This window comes from Arthrobacter sp. BB-1, from assembly GCF_006151685.1.
Classification (GTDB): domain Bacteria; phylum Actinomycetota; class Actinomycetes; order Actinomycetales; family Micrococcaceae; genus Arthrobacter.
The window spans coordinates 364,844-380,288 of the sequence record NZ_VDEV01000022.1 but is presented as its reverse complement, the minus strand read 5'-3'; the positions used below and the strand labels follow the sequence as shown (position 1 = coordinate 380,288).

The following is a 15,445-nucleotide window of genomic DNA, read 5'->3' as shown; positions in this document are numbered from 1 at the left end:
GCCGGAAAGGGCCCATTAAGTGAGAGAGGGTCGCGTGGGGGTGGGTGCGGTCAGGCGGTTTCGAGGCCGCGGTGGTCCACCGGGCATTCAGCCTGCGGGGCCGCCGCTGCCGGCTGTTCCACGGTGATGCCGTAAAGTGCCTCCAAGGCAGCCACGTAGTCATCCTGCTGGCCATTGGCGGCAAGCTCGCGGGCGCGCACCGTGGGCACGTGGAGAAGCTGCTTGACCATGCGGCGGAGTGCGAACTCCACTTCCTCGGCCGCGGCGGTGCAGCCGTGCCGGGCCCGGACCTTTTCCATCTCCGCGTCAAGCACGCTCATGGTGTGGCGGCGGAGGGCAACGATGGCCGAATCCACGGACCGCACCTCGCGTTCCTGCTCAAACGCCTGGGCGGCGCCGTTGACGATGCCGCTGGCCTGCGCCAGCGACTCGGCCTGCTCTTGCGGGGCAGCCAGGCGCACCGATTCCAGAGTGAGCAGTTCCACGCCGTCGAGCTCGCCGACCGCGGGATCGAAGTCATGGGTGAGCGCAAGGTCGATGGCGATCAGGGGCTGCGGCGAGTTGGCCCGGACTTCGGCCAGTTCGTCGGCCTCCACCCGGGTATCTGAACCGCTGCAGCCGATCATGACGTCCGCTGCCGCAACCGCCGGCCGGAGTGATTCGGCGTCCAGCGCCGTGCCGCCGCGGGTGGCGACAAATCCTTCGGCACGGCCGGACGAGGAGAAAACCGCGATGTCGGTGCAGCCGCGTTCACGCAGGAGCGCCATGGTGGCCCCGGCGTAGGCCCCGGTGCCGAAAACCACAACCTTCTTGCCGGACCAGTCCGGATTTTCGGAAAGATCAGTTGCCAGGTCCAGGGCGACGGAAACGATCGAAAGGCCCCGGGAACCGAGGGCGGTCTGGGCGCCCACGTCTTTGGCGGTCTTGGATGCCGCCTGGAAAAGCCGGACCAGGCCGGAGCTGGCCGTGCCTTCGTGCTGGGCCGTAATCAGTGCCCGCCGTACCTGGCCGGCAATTTCACGCTCTCCGACTACTGCGGAGTCCAGGCCGGCGCTGACGGCAAAGAGGTGCTGGCTGACCTCAGGACCCGTGCGGGTGCTGAAGGAGCGTGAGACGAGCGGTTCACTGAGCCCGCTGGATTCGCTGATCTGGGCCACCAAGGCAGCGCGGGCGGCCTCCACGTCGTCCGGGCGCGCAGCTTCACCATAGATTTCGTAGCGGTTGCAGGTGGCAAGGACCACCGCACCCGTCACTGCCGGCGATCCGGAAAGGGCGGATGTGGCGATCCCGGAAGAACCGTTGCTCAACTGAGCAACGGTCTCAAGATCGATGTCGGCGTGAGTAGCCACCAATGAGAAAAGAACCACAGCAGGACAATCATAGCTTTTTCGTTACTTGGTAGAACAACTCTCCGGCCTGCCAGGCGGTGGCGCCGGCTGTGATTCCTGCCACGGCGCGGCGGCAGGGCTGCAGCGTGACACTTTGTCGTTATCTTTTGCAGCCGTTTTTGGGCACAATCAAAGGCATGACTTCCAGCCCCGCCACGTCCGCTGCAGGCGCCCTCGCCGCAGACCACCCGCTGGTGGATGGCCGCACCGCAGACTCACCGCTGATCACCGCCTACCGCGGGGGCAAGCCGTCCCGCCGCCCCGTCTGGTTCATGCGCCAGGCCGGACGTTCGCTGCCTGAATACCTGAAGATCCGCGAAGGCGTCGCAATGCTGGACTCCTGCCTGCGTCCGGAGCTGGCGTCGGAGATCACCCTGCAGCCTGTCCGCCGCCACGACGTTGACGCCGGCATCTTCTTTTCGGACATCGTCATTCCCCTGAAGCTCGCCGGCGTCGGCGTGGATATCGTTCCCGGTGTAGGGCCCGTCCTGGACACCCCGGTTCGCACTGCTGCGGACGTGGCAGCGCTGCCGCAGCTCACCTGGGAATCCTTGGAACCCATCCGGGAAGCGGTCCGCCTTACCGTGGCCGAGCTCGGCAAGACGCCGTTGATCGGCTTTGCCGGTGCTCCTTTCACCCTGGCGGCATACATGGTGGAGGGAAAGCCGTCCCGTGACCACCTGGGCCCGCGCACCATGATGCATGCCGACCCGGAAACCTGGAACGCACTGGCCAACTGGGCCGCGGACGCCTCCGGGATGTTCCTGCAGGCACAGCTCGAGGCCGGCGCCTCGGCGGCCCAGCTGTTCGACTCGTGGGCCGGCTCCCTGGGCCTGGCCGACTACACAAAGTACGTGGCACCGGCCTCGGCGCGCGCCCTGGACCACGTCCGGCACCTCGGAGCGCCGCTGATCCACTTCGGCACCGGAACGTCCGAGCTCTTGGTTGCAATGCGCGACGTCGGTGTGGATGTTGTGGGCGTGGACTACCGGCTTCCGCTCGATGAAGCGAACCGCAGGCTGGGCGGCACGGTGCCGCTGCAGGGAAACATCGACCCCGCCCTGCTGCCTGCGCCATGGGAAATCCTCGAGGCCCACGTCCGCGACGTCCTAGCGGCGGGCGCAGCTGCGCCCGGGCACGTGGTCAACCTGGGGCACGGCGTTCCGCCGGAGACGGATCCCGCGGTCCTCACCCGGGTTGTTGAACTCATCCACTCCATCTCCCCGGAGTAGGCCAAAGTGGGCAGCACGCCGGCGACAACCGGGACCGCACTGGTGCTGGGAGGCGGCATCTCGGGACTCCTGTCAGCCCGCGGGCTGGCGTCCGCCGGGTACCAAGTGACGCTCCTGGAAGCCGGTACGGAATGGGGCGGCTGCGTGGGCAGCCACGTGGTCGCCGGCCTGACCCTGGACAGCGGTGCCGAGTCTTTCGCCACCCGGTCGGACGCGGTGGCAGGGCTGGCCGCCGAGCTGGGCCTGTCCGCCAAGATCGTGTCGCCCCGCCCCGGCGGAGCCTGGGTCCAGCTGCCGGACGGCCCGCGTGAGCTGCCACGGACGGGTGTGCTGGGGATTCCGGCCAATCCGTGGGACCCGGAAGTCCGCCGTTCACTCGGCCTCATCGGCACCCTCCGGGCTTCCTTGGATAAGCTCCTCCCGGCTTCGCTAGGGACCGCGGCGGACGTTATCAGCGTCTCCGCACTGGTCAAGGCGCGCATGGGCGCCCGGGTCCTGGAACGGCTGGTGGCCCCGGTGGTGGGCGGCGTGCACTCCGCTGACCCCGGGATGCTCGACGTCGACATGGTGGCACCCGGGCTGCGCGCCGGGCTGCGGCGCCACGGATCCCTGGCCGCCGCCGTCTCCGCCCAGCGCCGCACGCCGGCCGGTGCTGCCCTCGAGGGGGACAGCCCCGCACCTGCCGCTCCGGCCAAGGCGGGCTCCGCCGTCGCCGGGCTGGAGGGCGGCATGCACACGCTTGTTACCGCCCTGGTCTCCGATCTCCGCCGCCGGGGAGTCACGCTGCTCCCGGGGACACCCGCCGGGGCGGTTGCCCGCACCTCCGAAGGCTGGCGGGTCACGTCCGCAGGAGCAACGTTCGACGCCGGCCTGCTGGTGGTGGCAGTGGACGGTCCGGCCGCCGTCGGACTGCTTGAGGACGCAGTGCCCGGCATCGCCGGGAAGAGGCCGCCGGCAGGCCCGGACGTCAAGCTTGTCACGCTGGTCCTGGCGGGCCATGAACTGGACCGCCGGCCGCGGGGCACGGGCGTCCTGGTGGCGCCGCAGACTCCCGGCATTGAAGCGAAGGCGCTGACGCATGCCACCGGAAAGTGGGACTGGCTGGCTGCCGCTGCCGGGCCCGGACGGCACGTGGTCCGGCTCTCCTACGGGCGGGTGGACGGGGCCGGGGAACAGGCCGCTGGCCCGGACACTGATGAGGAACTCCTCGCTGCGTCCTTGCGCGACGCCGGAGCCCTGCTGGGTGCCGCCATCACCAGGGAAGACGTGGTGGACTGGGACGTGGTCCGCTGGCGCGGGTCGCTTCCCTTCGCCGCCGTGGGCCATAAAGCGCGGGTGGCCGGCATCCGGGAAGCCTGCACGTCGGCGGGGAACCTGGCCGTGGTGGGAGGCTGGGTGGCCGGCAACGGGCTTGCAGCAGTGGTCTCCGACACGAACGAACAGATCCGGAACCTGGTCCGCTGACTGTTGCTGCTGGTCAGCGTGGCAGCAGGGCGTTAGGGCCCCGCCCAGGCCCGGAGACCGGGCGCTGCGCCGGTTTTTATTTCCCCTTCCGATGTGGCTAGGGTCGATGACTATGGCTTACAACAGGTCCGAACTTTTCAAGTCCCGGACCGGTATCCATGGGGGACTCCGGCGCGGCACTGCAGCCGCCGCAGTCGGAGCGGTACTGGTCCTTGCAACAGGCGTTCCGGCGTCCCAAGGTGATGAAGGGAATCCGCAATCCGGAGGCACTGCCGCCCCCGCGAGCCAGGGTTCCCCCGGCCAGGACCGGGATGGCAAGGAAGCAAAGGACCAGGGTTCCAGGCCTTCCAAGGATGCGGTTTCCCCTTCTCCTGTTCCACGCCAGGCGCCCGCCCCGGCGGCCCTGTCAGTTCCCTCAGCGCTTCTTCCCGCAGTCAGGGCTTCGCTGGCGCCGGCCGTGACCGCGGCTCCCACGGATGACTCGCTGGCACTTGCGACGCCCCTGCCGGCGATACCCCTCCCGGCGCCGTCGGACGTTCCGCTTCTTCCTTCGGCACCCGCTCCGGCAGCAACCGTTCCGGTGCCAGCCGTGCCGTCGCCGGAGTCCCCGGCCCCGCAACAGCCCGGCATTGCGGCTCCTGCCGCCCCCACCCCGGAAACCGCCGCCCAGGACGCACCATCCGGCGCAGTACCGGTGCCGACGTCGGGCCCCGGCGGACTTGCGAATGGCGCTGGGGCAGCCGGTGGAAATACGTCCGGGGGTGACATTCCGGCTGGCCAAGGCGGGGCCGCGGAGGCCGGGCCCGGCAGCCAGTCCGCGGCCGGCGCCGAAGTGCCTGTACCTGTGGCCGCAAACCAGGCTGCGGCCACACCGCAGGAAGCCGGAGGCCGCGCGCCGCAGGCTGCCGGCGTCCCCCGGAGTGCCCCGCAAAGCGTTGGCGCCGTTGTCAGGTCGCAGCCGGAGCTGGAGGCCGTGATGATCGGGGTCGGTGTAGGCCTGGTGGGCCTCGCTGCGGCTGCCGGCGCCGCCTACTTCCGGATGCGGAAGCCGTAGCCGGACCGGCGCCCCGCCGCACGCTGCCTTGGCCCGGATGTGACTTTAACCACTTCTACCACTTGTAGAAGTTCTTGGTTTCGACTTGGTGGGTAGTAGGGGGCAAACTTGTAACCATGAGCCACACTTCTGCCGAATCTGTCACTAAAACCGAAGAATCAGCCGAGCAGTTTTTCACCCTCTGGACGGTATTCAAGCGCTCCGAAAACGTGATCCGCAGCGCCGACGCTGCCGCAGACTTCGAAGCCCTGCTGGAACGGCTCGCCCAGGCCGGAGTCACGCACCGCGGCAGCTACGACGTATCAGCCATGCGTGCTGACGCCGACGTCATGGTATGGCTCCACGGCCCCAAGCCCGAGGCCCTGCAACAGGCCATCCGCGACATCCGCCGCAGCACCCTTTTCGCGGGCACCGAAATCGTCTGGTCCGCCATGGGCGTGCACCGCGAGGCCGAGTTCGCCAAGAACCACACGCCGGCCTACTCCCGTGGCGTTGCGCCCGCGGAGTGGCTGTGCGTCTACCCCTTCGTCCGGTCCTACGAGTGGTACATCCTGCCCGAGGCTGAGCGCGGCAAGATGCTCCGCGACCATGGACTGCTGGGCCGCGACTTCCCCCAAGTCATCTCCAACACGGTTTCCTCCTTCGCCCTGGGCGACTGGGAATGGATCCTGGGCCTGGAGGCCCCGGAGCTGGTGGACCTGGTTGACCTCATGCGGCACCTGCGTGCCACCGAGGCGCGCAACCACGTCCGTGAGGAAATACCGTTCTACACCGGCCGCCGGATCAGCGCCGACGAAGTAGCGGAGGTCCTCGCATGAGCCCCCTGGACCCCCAGGCGGGCACCGCCGTGAACCCCGTTACCGAGGCAGGACGGATGGCGCCGAAGAATTACGACGCCGTGCTCCTCGCCTCGTTCGGCGGCCCGGAAGGCCAGGAGGACGTCATCCCGTTCCTCCGCAACGTCACCCGCGGCCGGGGCATCCCGGACGAGCGCCTGGAAGAGGTCTCGCACCATTACCGCGCCAACGGCGGCATCAGCCCCATCAACCAGCAGAACCGCGAGCTGAAGGCCGCACTGGAGGCCGAGCTGGCCGCCCGCGGCATCGACCTGCCCGTGCTCTGGGGCAACCGCAACTGGGCGCCGTACATCCCGCAGACCCTTCAGGACGCGTACGACGCCGGCCACCGCCGCCTGCTGATGGTCACCACGAGTGCCTACTCGTGTTACTCCAGCTGCCGCCAGTACCGCGAGGACATCGGCATGGCCCTCACGGAAACCGGCCTGGACGGCCGGCTGGAAGTGGACAAAGTGCGCCAGTACTTCGACCACCCCGGCTTCGTGGAGCCCTTCATCGAAGGCACCGCTGCAGGCCTCGCCGAAGTCCGCGAAAAGCTCGCCGCAGCCGGCACTCCCGACGCTCCCGTCCAGATCCTCTTCGCCACCCATTCCATCCCCACCCGGGACGCGGAAGCGGCAGGCCGGTCCGAAGGCGAACCCCGCGAGTTCGAGGAAGGCTCGGCCTACGTGGCCCAGCACCTTGCCACCGCGGCCGCCGTCATCCAGCGCGTGGAGGAGGAATCGGGCCTCACCGCCCCCTGGTCCCTGGTGTACCAGTCACGCTCCGGCGCCCCGCACGTGCCGTGGCTCGAGCCGGACATCAACGACGCCATCGAGGAGCTGGCCGGCCAGGGCGTCAAGGGCATCGTCATTGTGCCGCTGGGCTTCGTCAGCGACCACATGGAAGTGGTCTGGGACCTGGACACCGAAGCGCTGGAAACCTGCGCCAACCTTGGACTTGCCGCCACCCGCGTCCCCACGCCAGGCACGCACCGCAAGTTCGTCAACGGCCTGGTGGACCTGATCACCGAGCGCACCGTGGCGAACAACATCAGCGACCGTCCGGCGCTTACGGACCTCGGTCCCTGGTACGACGTCTGCCGCCCGGGATGCTGTGCGAACTTCCGCGGCGAGAAGCCCACCATCGCCGGAGCTGACACCACCGTTGGCGCCGGGCACGACCCCTATCCCGGCGAAGCCGGGGCGGAGCAGCCGGCGGCTTCCGGGGGAGCACTGCAGCAGTGACGGTCCGCATCGGCACGCGTGCCAGCAAGCTGGCGCTCACCCAGACGCAGCAGACCGCGGACCAGCTTGCCGCCGTCGGAGGCTTTCCGGTGGAACTCGTCCACATCCGGACCGACGGCGACGTCCTCACCGGCTCGCTCTCGCAGATGGGCGGCACCGGCGTCTTCGTCGCGGCCCTGCGGGATGCGCTGCTGCGGAACGAATGCGACGTCGCCATCCACTCGCTCAAGGACCTGCCCACCGGGCCAGCGGTGGGGCTGAGCCTCGCGGCCACCCCGCGGCGCGTTGACGTCCGCGATGTCCTGTGTGCCCGCGACGGGCTGAAACTTGCCGACCTTCCCGCCGGCGCCACGGTGGGCACCGGATCACCCCGGCGCGCAGCCCAGCTCCGCACCGCCCGTCCGGACCTGGAGATAGTGGACATCCGCGGCAACGTGGACACCCGCCTGGGCCGCGTTCCCGGGTTGCCGGGCAACACCGTCAGCGACGTGGTTCCCGGCAAGTCCTGCGACCTGGATGCCGTAGTTCTCGCCGCCGCAGGCCTGGAACGCATCAGCCGGCTTGATACGGTGAGCGAGTTCCTCGAGACGGACGTTATGCTGCCCGCCGCAGGCCAGGGCTCGCTTGCCATCGAGTGCCGTACCGCCGACGCTCCGCCGAGGCCCGGCTCTACGGAAGGTTCGAAGGAAGTCCTGGCGCAGGCCCTGGCTGCACTGGATGATCCGGACACCAGGCTGGCCGTCACCGCTGAACGGGCCCTGCTCGCGAGGCTCGAAGCCGGCTGCGCGGCGCCCGTCGGCGCCTACGCCTACCGCAAAGGGAGCCTGCTCCACCTGGAAGCGGTGGTCTGCGCTGTGGACGGCACCGCCTCCGTCCGGGACAAGCGCGCCACTGACGGCCTGACAGAGGTGGGTGCCACCTTGCTCGGCATCGAACTCGCCGAAGTACTCCTGGCCGCAGGCGCCGCTGACATAGCGGACCTGCAGGCTTCCTGAACCCGGCCATGCCCTTGCCTACCGTCTGCGCCCGGCGTCCCCGGCCGGGGCGCAACTAAGCATGCCGGGCATGGTTCCGCAGGAGGGCGCCGGGACGCCCATGGCGCCGCTGGCGGGCGCACGGGTGCTCATCACCCGCAGCCCCGAGCGCTCGCTGCCTCTCGTCGAGGCGCTGAGGGACGCGGGAGCCGACGCGCTGCTGCTGCCCTTGATCGACTTTGAGCGGGCTCCGGACCAGCATTCCCTTGACGTTGCCTGCGATGCCCTGGCTGCCGGGGCCTTCGACTGGCTGGCGGTCAGCAGCGCCACCACGGTCCATGTCCTCGCGGCCAAGGCTGCCGAACGCGGCCTGGCGCTGGCGGCCTGGGTCCCGCCCGCAACCCGCATCGCAGCCGTGGGCGCGGCGACCCGCAGCCTCCTGGAAGAGCACGGGCTCGCGGTGGCCCTGGCGCCGGAGGAAGAGCAGTCCGCCGCCGGGCTGCTCTCGGTGTGGCCAGGCGGTGGCGGCAAGGTTCTGCTGCCTCAGGCCGACATCGCGTCGCCGCGCCTGGCGGAGGGGCTCTCAGCGGCAGGCAGCACCGTCACGGCTGTCACGGCCTACCGCACCGTGGACTATCCCGCGGCAGCGGAGCGGAGGCTCGCCATCCCGGCGGAGGACAGGGCAGGGGAGGGGCAGCCGCCGTCGTTCGCCTTGCTGACGCCGGCAACTGCGGCCGCCGAACTCGCCGCGGGACGCATCGACGCCGTGATCGCCGCTTCACCCAGCGCTGCTCGGCGCCTCCATGGGTTGGTTCCCCTGGGCGGTTGCCGCTTCGTGGCGATTGGACGGCCGACGGCGGACCAGGCGTCCGCGCTTGGCATGCCGGTTGCTGCCATCGCGGCGCAGCCCACGCCGGCAGGGCTTGTTGCCGCCGTCGTGGCAGCCCTCCAAGCAAATAAAGACGCCGGCGGACAGCCGCCCTGATGCGGGGAAGCCCGCCACCGGACACCCACCCACCGCTTGAACCAAAAGCAAAGGACAGGATCATGACTTTTCCCAGCGACCGCCCCCGCCGCCTCCGCACCACACCGGCCATGCGCCGGCTGACCGCCGAAACCCGCCTGGCGCCCGCCGAGTTGATTCTTCCGGCCTTCATCCGCGAAGGCCTGGCTGAACCCAACCCCATCACCTCCATGCCCGGAGTTGTCCAGCACACCACCGACACCCTGAAACGCGCCGCGGCAGAAGCCGTTGAGCTGGGGCTCGGCGGGATCATGCTCTTCGGCATCCCGGAAACCCGCGACGCCGAGGGGACGGCGTCGCTTGACCCTGACGGGGTGCTGAACAAGGCCATCCGGGACGTGCGCGCCGAGGTCGGGGACAGCCTGGTGGTCATGAGCGACGTGTGCCTGGACGAGTTCACGGACCACGGGCACTGCGGAGTGCTCGACGCGGACGGCTACGTGGACAACGACCGCACGGTGGAGATCTACGCCCGGATGGCCGTGGCGCAGGCGGACGCCGGTGCCCACATGCTGGGCCCTTCCGGCATGATGGACGGCCAGGTTGCCGCGATCCGCTCCGCCCTGGACGAGGCCGGGCACACCAACACCTCCGTCATCGCCTACGCAGCCAAGTACGCGTCCGCGTTCTACGGCCCGTTCAGGGAAGCCGTCGATTCCCAGCTGAAGGGCGACCGCCGGACCTACCAGATGGACGCCGGCAACCGCACCGAGGCCCTGCGCGAAGTGGAACTGGACCTCGCCGAGGGGGCCGACGTCGTGATGGTCAAGCCTGCCATGAGCTACCTGGACATCGTCGCCGACGTCGCCGCCATGTCCCCGGTGCCGGTGGCCGCTTACCAGATCTCCGGCGAGTACGCGATGATCGAAGCCGCGGCTGCCAACGGCTGGATCGACCGGCGGGCCGCCATCACCGAATCGGTGCTGGGCATCCGCCGCGCCGGTGCCCACATGGTCCTGACCTACTGGGCCGCCGAACTGGCCGGCTGGCTGAAGGAGTCCCGATGACCGAAGCAACCCCCGCACCGCCGGAAAGTCCCACGGCGCCCGTGGGTGCAGGCCGCATCCTGCTCGGCCTCAACACCTTCGGAGACGTCGGCGAGAATCCGGACGGGAGCCCGCAGCCCCATGCCCAGGTGCTGCGCCAGCTGCTGGAACAGGCCGAGCTGGCTGACGCCGTCGGACTCCACGCCTTCGGTGTGGGGGAGCACCACCGCAAGGACTACGCGGTGTCCGCGCCGGAGGTTTTCCTGGCCGCCGCAGCCGCCCGCACATCCCAGATCCGGCTCGGCTCCGCGGTCACTGTCCTGAGTTCAGATGACCCCATCCGCGTGTTCCAGCGCTTTTCCACCGTGGACGCCATCTCCAACGGCCGGGCGGAAGTCATGCTTGGCCGTGGCTCCTTCATCGAGTCCTTCCCGCTGTTCGGGCTGGACTTGGCGGACTACGAGGTCCTGTTCGAGGAAAAACTCGAGCTTTTTGACAAGGTGCGGGCGCAGAAACCGGTGCACTGGGAAGGCCGGACCAGGCCTGCGCTGTCCGGACTGAGCGTCTACCCGACCCTGGAACACCATCTGCTGCCCACCTGGATTGGCGTGGGCGGAACCCCCGAATCGGTGCTGAGGTGCGCACAGTACGGCTATCCCATCATTTTCGCGATCATCGGCGGGCAGCCGCGGGGCTTCCGGCCGCTGGTGGACCTGTACCGCGAGGCCATGTCAAAGTACGGGCACCCTATGCAGCAGATTGCAACCCACTCGCCCGGGCACGTGGCCGAGACCGACGAGCAGGCCCGGGAGGAACTCTTCCCGCACTGGCTGAAGCTGCGGAACAAACTCGGTGCCGAACGGGGCTGGGGACCTGCCGGCCGGGGCGAGTTCGAGGCACTGTGCGCCCCGGAAGGTGCCCTCTACGTGGGCTCGCCGGAAACGGTGGCGCGCAAGATCGTCCTGCTCAAGCAGAACCTGGGTGTGGACCGCTTTGACCTCAAATACAGCAACGGGCCGCTGCCGCACTCGGCGATGATGCGCTCCATCGAGCTGCTGGGTACGGCGGTGGCGCCCCGGGTGGCTGAACTGCTCGGCACCTGACGCACCGGCGGAAGACAGCGCCGGCTAACTGAGAGAATAGGAACCATGACATCCAGCACTCCTCGCAATGAGGAACTCTTCGACCGTGCCCGCCAGCTGATGCCGGGCGGGGTCAACTCGCCGGTCCGTGCCTTCGGTTCCGTGGGCGGGACACCGCGCTTTATGGTTTCGGCCAAGGGTCCGTACCTCACGGACGCGGACGGCAAGGAATACGTGGACCTGGTCTGCTCCTGGGGGCCGGCGCTGCTGGGCCACGCCCACCCCGCCGTGCTGGAGGCCGTCCACGCAGCCGTGGACCGCGGCCTGTCCTTCGGCGCGTCCACCCCGGACGAGGCCAACCTGGCTGAAATCGTCAAGGAACGCGTCCCCGCCGTCGAACGCGTCCGGATGGTGTCCACCGGAACAGAAGCGACCATGACCGCCGTGCGCCTGGCCCGCGGCTTCACCGGCCGCAACCTCATCATCAAGTTCGCCGGCTGCTACCACGGCCACCTGGACGGACTTCTTGCAGCCGCAGGTTCCGGCGTGGCCACCCTTGCCTTGCCGGGTTCCGCCGGCGTCACCGAGGCCACGGCCGCCGAAACGCTGGTGCTGCCCTACAACGACCTCGCAGCCGTCAAGGAAGCCTTTGCCGCCCACGGGCCCAGCATTGCTGCTGTGATCACCGAGGCAGCCCCGGCCAACATGGGCGTGGTGACGCCGGAGGAAGGCTTCAACCTGGGCCTGTCCCGCATCACCCGCGAACACGGTGCACTGCTCATCGTGGACGAGGTGCTCACCGGTTTCCGCACCGGCTACTCAGGCTACTGGGGCCTGACCGGCGGAGCGCCGGACGCCGCCGAGCCGTGGACCCCGGACCTGCTCACCTTCGGCAAGGTCATCGGTGGGGGAATGCCGACGGCGGCCCTCGGCGGACGTGCCGACGTCATGGACTACCTCGCGCCCACCGGTCCCGTCTACCAGGCAGGCACGCTCTCCGGAAACCCGGTGGCGATGGCCGCCGGCGTGGCCACGCTGACGCATGCCACCCGGGATGTGTACTCCTTTATCGACGTCCGCTCCCTGGAGTTGTCCTCCGCCTTGTCCGAGGCCCTGGATGCCGCCGGGGTTGACCACTCGATCCAGTTTGCCGGCAACCTCTTCTCCGTGGCTTTCGGCACCTCAGCCAACGGCGTCCACAATTACGCTGACGCCCAGGCGCAGGAGAGCTTCCGCTACGCCCCGTTCTTCCACTCGATGCTGGAATCCGGGGTGTACCTGCCGCCGTCCGTCTTCGAGGCGTGGTTCCTGTCCGCCGCGCATGACGACACCGCCATGAACCGGATCTATGACGCACTGCCGGCCGCGGCTAAGGCTGCCGCGGCGGCTCAAGGCTAGGGCCTGGGGCGGGTCCCGGGGTCGTCCGCCCAGCCGCCGCGAGGCGGCACCCGCAAAAAAATCCCCGGCTGCGTGCTGCAGCCGGGGATTTCTTTATGCGCTCTTCGGGACGGGCTACAGGACGTCCGAGAGGAAGCCCTTGAGCCGGTCCGTTGCGGGTGCCGTGAAGATCTGCTCCGGCGGGCCGGACTCCACAACCACTCCGGCATCCATGAAGGTCACGGTGTCCGACACATTGCGGGAGAAGCCCATCTCGTGGGTCACCACCACCATGGTCATGCCGCCCTTCGCTAGGTCGGTCATCAGTGCCAGGACTCCCTTGACGAGCTCGGGGTCCAGCGCGGAGGTGGCCTCGTCAAAGAACATCACCTCCGGCTTCATGGCCAGTGCCCGGGCGATTGCCACGCGCTGCTGCTGGCCGCCGGAAAGGTTTGCCGGGCGGGCATCGGCCTTGTGCCTCAGGCCCACCAGTTCCAGCTGCTCCAGGGCCTCGGCCCGCGCCTGCTCCTTGGAAAGCTTCCGCAGTTTCCGCAGGGCCAGGGACACGTTGTCCACCACGGTTTTGTGCGGGAACAGGTTGAACTGCTGGAATACCATGCCGATCCGCTGCCGGAGCTCGTCCGGGTTGTCCTTAAGGACCGACCGGCCATCCAGGAGGATGTCGCCCTGGTCCGGTTCAATCAGCCGGTTCATAACGCGCAGCAGGGTGGACTTACCTGAACCGGAAGGGCCGATCACCGAAGCGGTGGTGCCCTTCTCCACGTGCAGGTCAATGCCGCGGAGAACGTGGTTGTGCCCGAAGGAGAGGTGCAGGTTCTTGCCGGTCAGGGTCCCGGATGCGAATTCCGTCATGCCTGTGCCCCCTTGCCGATAGGTGCTGCCAGCTCGTCCGGTTCCTTCTTTTCCGGCTTGCCGGTACGCAGCCGGTGGTCGATGAAGTTCACGAAGTGGGTGAGCGGGACGGTCAGGATCAGGTACAGGACACCCGCGGCAACCAGCGGAGACAGGTTGCCGGTGTTGGCCATGGCGTCATTGCCGATCCGGAAGATTTCCCGGTCCGAGGCGGCGAGCCCGAGCATGAACACCAGCGAGGAATCCTTCAGCAGCGAGATGAACTGGTTCACCAGGGCGGGAAGGACCCGCCGGATGCCCTGGGGCACCACCACCAGGCGCATGGAACTGCCGTAGCTGAAGCCAAGCGCCCGGGAGGCCTCCAGCTGGCCCTTCTCCACGCTCTGGATACCGGAGCGGAAAATCTCGCCGATGTAGGCGGCCGCGATCAGTGTCAGGGCCAGGATGCCCAGCGGGTACGGGTTCCGGGACCCGGTGATTTCCCTGGCAATGGGACTGAGCCCGATGCCGATGACCAGGATCACCAGGATGGCAGGGAGGCCACGGAAAATATCGGTGTAGATGCGCGCCACCCAACGGGCACCCGCGTTGCGGGAAATCCCCATCATGGCGAGCCCCAGCCCCAGCAGGGAGCCGAGGATCCCGGAGGCCACGGCCAATATCAGGGTGTTGGGCAAGCCCACCATGAACAGGGCGGGAATGACTTTGGCCATTTCCTCCCAGTTGAAGAAGGTGTCAGCCAGCTGGTCCAGGAGATCCATAAACGTCCCGGCTCAATCAGCTCTGGGGAACCGTGGCGGCCTTGCTGCCCGGCTTCCAGTCGCTTGGCATTTCGCGGTCCGGGTACCATTCCTTGGTCAGCTTGGTCCACGTTCCGTCGGCGATGACAGCGTCGAGGCCCGAGTTCAGCGCGTCGATCAGCGGCTGGTTATCCTTGGCCACGGCGTAGGCAGTGAAGTTCTGCGTGTTGACGACGGATTCGACGATGGCGGTGCCGTCGCCTTCCTTCACCTGGCCGGTGGCCTGCTGCGACGGAGCCACCCAGGCGTCAACCTGGCCGTTGCGCACGTTGGCGTAAACGGTGGCGTAGTCCGGGAATCGGATGGGTTCCATCTTCAGGGTGTTGGTCACGTAGTCGTCCTGGACGGTGCCCTGGACCACGCCGATGCGGAGATCGTCCTTGAGGTCGGCAAACCCCTTGATGCCGCTGTCGGTCTTGGCGACCACGGCCATGAAGCCGAAGTCGTAGCCGTTGGTGAAGCCGACGTTCTGGCGGCGGGCGTCCGTGGTGGAGATGGAGGAGGACCCGACGTCGAACTGCTTGGTGGAAACCTGGGAAAGCAGGGCGGAGAAGTCCGTGGCAACAAACTCGACCTCGAGGCCGAGCTTGCCGGCGATGGCGCGGAGCAGTTCGTTGTCGTACCCGGTGAACTTGCCCGAGGGGTCGATGAAGATGTTCGGCGGGGCGTCCGACAGGGTGCCCACTTCAAGCTTGCCTTCGGTGTTCAGCCCAAGCTTGGTCTTGTCGATCTGGTCAATCGGGGTGACGTCTGCGGTGGTGTACTTGTCCAGCGTCTGCTGGTCGCTGCCGGCGAGGGCGTCCGTGGGGGTGCCGCTCGGCTGGGCTGATCCTGAGCCGCACGCTGCCAGGGAAACCGCGAGGGCGATTGCCACGGGAGCGGTTGTCAGCCACTTCATCGCTTTGATTTTCATCAGTCTGTCGCTTTCATTGAGTCATAAGTCAACCGGGCCGCAAGGCTGCGCTGGTGGCGCCTGGCACCTGCCCGATGCTGTTCAAGCACGGCGGGGCAGGGGTGACCGCAAAACTTTATTGTCTCACTTCGGTGTTTTCAGGCCCGCCACTGAATAAAAAGGAACTCATTGGGGAGTCAATCGAATGTGATTCGA

The 15,445-nt window shown here is 68.2% G+C and carries 14 protein-coding genes; 10 read left to right on the top strand and 4 right to left on the bottom strand.

What is annotated here, in order from left to right:
• Positions 1 to 50: 50 nt before the first annotated feature.
• The gene (locus FHJ30_RS13505) at positions 51 to 1,367 is read right to left on the bottom strand and encodes a glutamyl-tRNA reductase (RefSeq protein WP_139029766.1); all 1,317 of its coding nucleotides are present in this window, start codon (positions 1,365 to 1,367) and stop codon (positions 51 to 53) included.
• A 158-nt stretch (positions 1,368 to 1,525) separates the two neighbouring features.
• On the opposite strand from FHJ30_RS13505, the gene hemE reads away from it, so the two are divergent.
• From hemE to hemL, 10 genes are all read left to right on the top strand, one after another.
• Positions 1,526 to 2,620 (top strand): uroporphyrinogen decarboxylase, encoded by a 1,095-nt coding sequence (gene hemE, locus FHJ30_RS13500; protein WP_139029765.1) that lies wholly within the window; start codon positions 1,526 to 1,528, stop codon positions 2,618 to 2,620.
• A 6-nt stretch (positions 2,621 to 2,626) separates the two neighbouring features.
• Positions 2,627 to 4,084: a protoporphyrinogen oxidase gene (gene hemG, locus FHJ30_RS13495; RefSeq protein ID WP_139029764.1), complete on the top strand. Its 1,458-nt coding sequence runs from the start codon at positions 2,627 to 2,629 to the stop codon at positions 4,082 to 4,084.
• A gap of 112 nt (positions 4,085 to 4,196) precedes the next feature.
• Positions 4,197 to 5,138, top strand: coding sequence for a hypothetical protein (locus tag FHJ30_RS13490; protein WP_139029763.1), 942 nt, complete (start codon positions 4,197 to 4,199; stop codon positions 5,136 to 5,138).
• Positions 5,139 to 5,254: 116 nt separating this feature from the next.
• Positions 5,255 to 5,956 (top strand): hydrogen peroxide-dependent heme synthase, encoded by a 702-nt coding sequence (gene hemQ, locus FHJ30_RS13485; protein WP_139029762.1) that lies wholly within the window; start codon positions 5,255 to 5,257, stop codon positions 5,954 to 5,956.
• Complete coding sequence (locus FHJ30_RS13480; protein WP_139029761.1) at positions 5,953 to 7,221, top strand: ferrochelatase; 1,269 nt, start codon at positions 5,953 to 5,955, stop codon at positions 7,219 to 7,221. Before hemQ ends, FHJ30_RS13480 begins: the two co-directional genes overlap by 4 nt.
• Complete coding sequence (gene hemC, locus FHJ30_RS13475) at positions 7,218 to 8,216, top strand: hydroxymethylbilane synthase (protein WP_139029760.1); 999 nt, start codon at positions 7,218 to 7,220, stop codon at positions 8,214 to 8,216. Before FHJ30_RS13480 ends, hemC begins: the two co-directional genes overlap by 4 nt.
• A gap of 70 nt (positions 8,217 to 8,286) precedes the next feature.
• Positions 8,287 to 9,180 (top strand): uroporphyrinogen-III synthase, encoded by an 894-nt coding sequence (locus tag FHJ30_RS13470; protein ID WP_139029759.1) that lies wholly within the window; start codon positions 8,287 to 8,289, stop codon positions 9,178 to 9,180.
• A 62-nt stretch (positions 9,181 to 9,242) separates the two neighbouring features.
• The gene (hemB, locus tag FHJ30_RS13465; RefSeq protein ID WP_139029758.1) at positions 9,243 to 10,226 is read left to right on the top strand and encodes a porphobilinogen synthase; all 984 of its coding nucleotides are present in this window, start codon (positions 9,243 to 9,245) and stop codon (positions 10,224 to 10,226) included.
• On the top strand, positions 10,223 to 11,308 hold the full coding sequence (locus tag FHJ30_RS13460; protein ID WP_139029757.1) for an LLM class flavin-dependent oxidoreductase: 1,086 nt from the start codon (positions 10,223 to 10,225) through the stop codon (positions 11,306 to 11,308). The genes hemB and FHJ30_RS13460 overlap by 4 nt, the downstream gene beginning before the upstream one ends.
• Before the next feature lie 45 nt (positions 11,309 to 11,353).
• Positions 11,354 to 12,685: a glutamate-1-semialdehyde 2,1-aminomutase gene (gene hemL, locus FHJ30_RS13455; RefSeq protein ID WP_139029756.1), complete on the top strand. Its 1,332-nt coding sequence runs from the start codon at positions 11,354 to 11,356 to the stop codon at positions 12,683 to 12,685.
• A gap of 114 nt (positions 12,686 to 12,799) precedes the next feature.
• Here hemL and FHJ30_RS13450 read toward each other — a convergent pair whose 3' ends face one another.
• From FHJ30_RS13450 to FHJ30_RS13440, 3 genes are read right to left on the bottom strand one after another with little or no spacing between them, the layout of a single operon-like run.
• The gene (locus FHJ30_RS13450; protein WP_139029755.1) at positions 12,800 to 13,537 is read right to left on the bottom strand and encodes an amino acid ABC transporter ATP-binding protein; all 738 of its coding nucleotides are present in this window, start codon (positions 13,535 to 13,537) and stop codon (positions 12,800 to 12,802) included.
• Positions 13,534 to 14,298, bottom strand: a complete 765-nt coding sequence (locus FHJ30_RS13445) for an amino acid ABC transporter permease (RefSeq protein WP_104998485.1) — start codon at positions 14,296 to 14,298, stop codon at positions 13,534 to 13,536. The genes FHJ30_RS13450 and FHJ30_RS13445 overlap by 4 nt, the downstream gene beginning before the upstream one ends.
• Positions 14,299 to 14,314: 16 nt before the next feature.
• The gene (locus FHJ30_RS13440; protein ID WP_139029754.1) at positions 14,315 to 15,250 is read right to left on the bottom strand and encodes an ABC transporter substrate-binding protein; all 936 of its coding nucleotides are present in this window, start codon (positions 15,248 to 15,250) and stop codon (positions 14,315 to 14,317) included.
• Positions 15,251 to 15,445 lie beyond the last annotated feature (195 nt).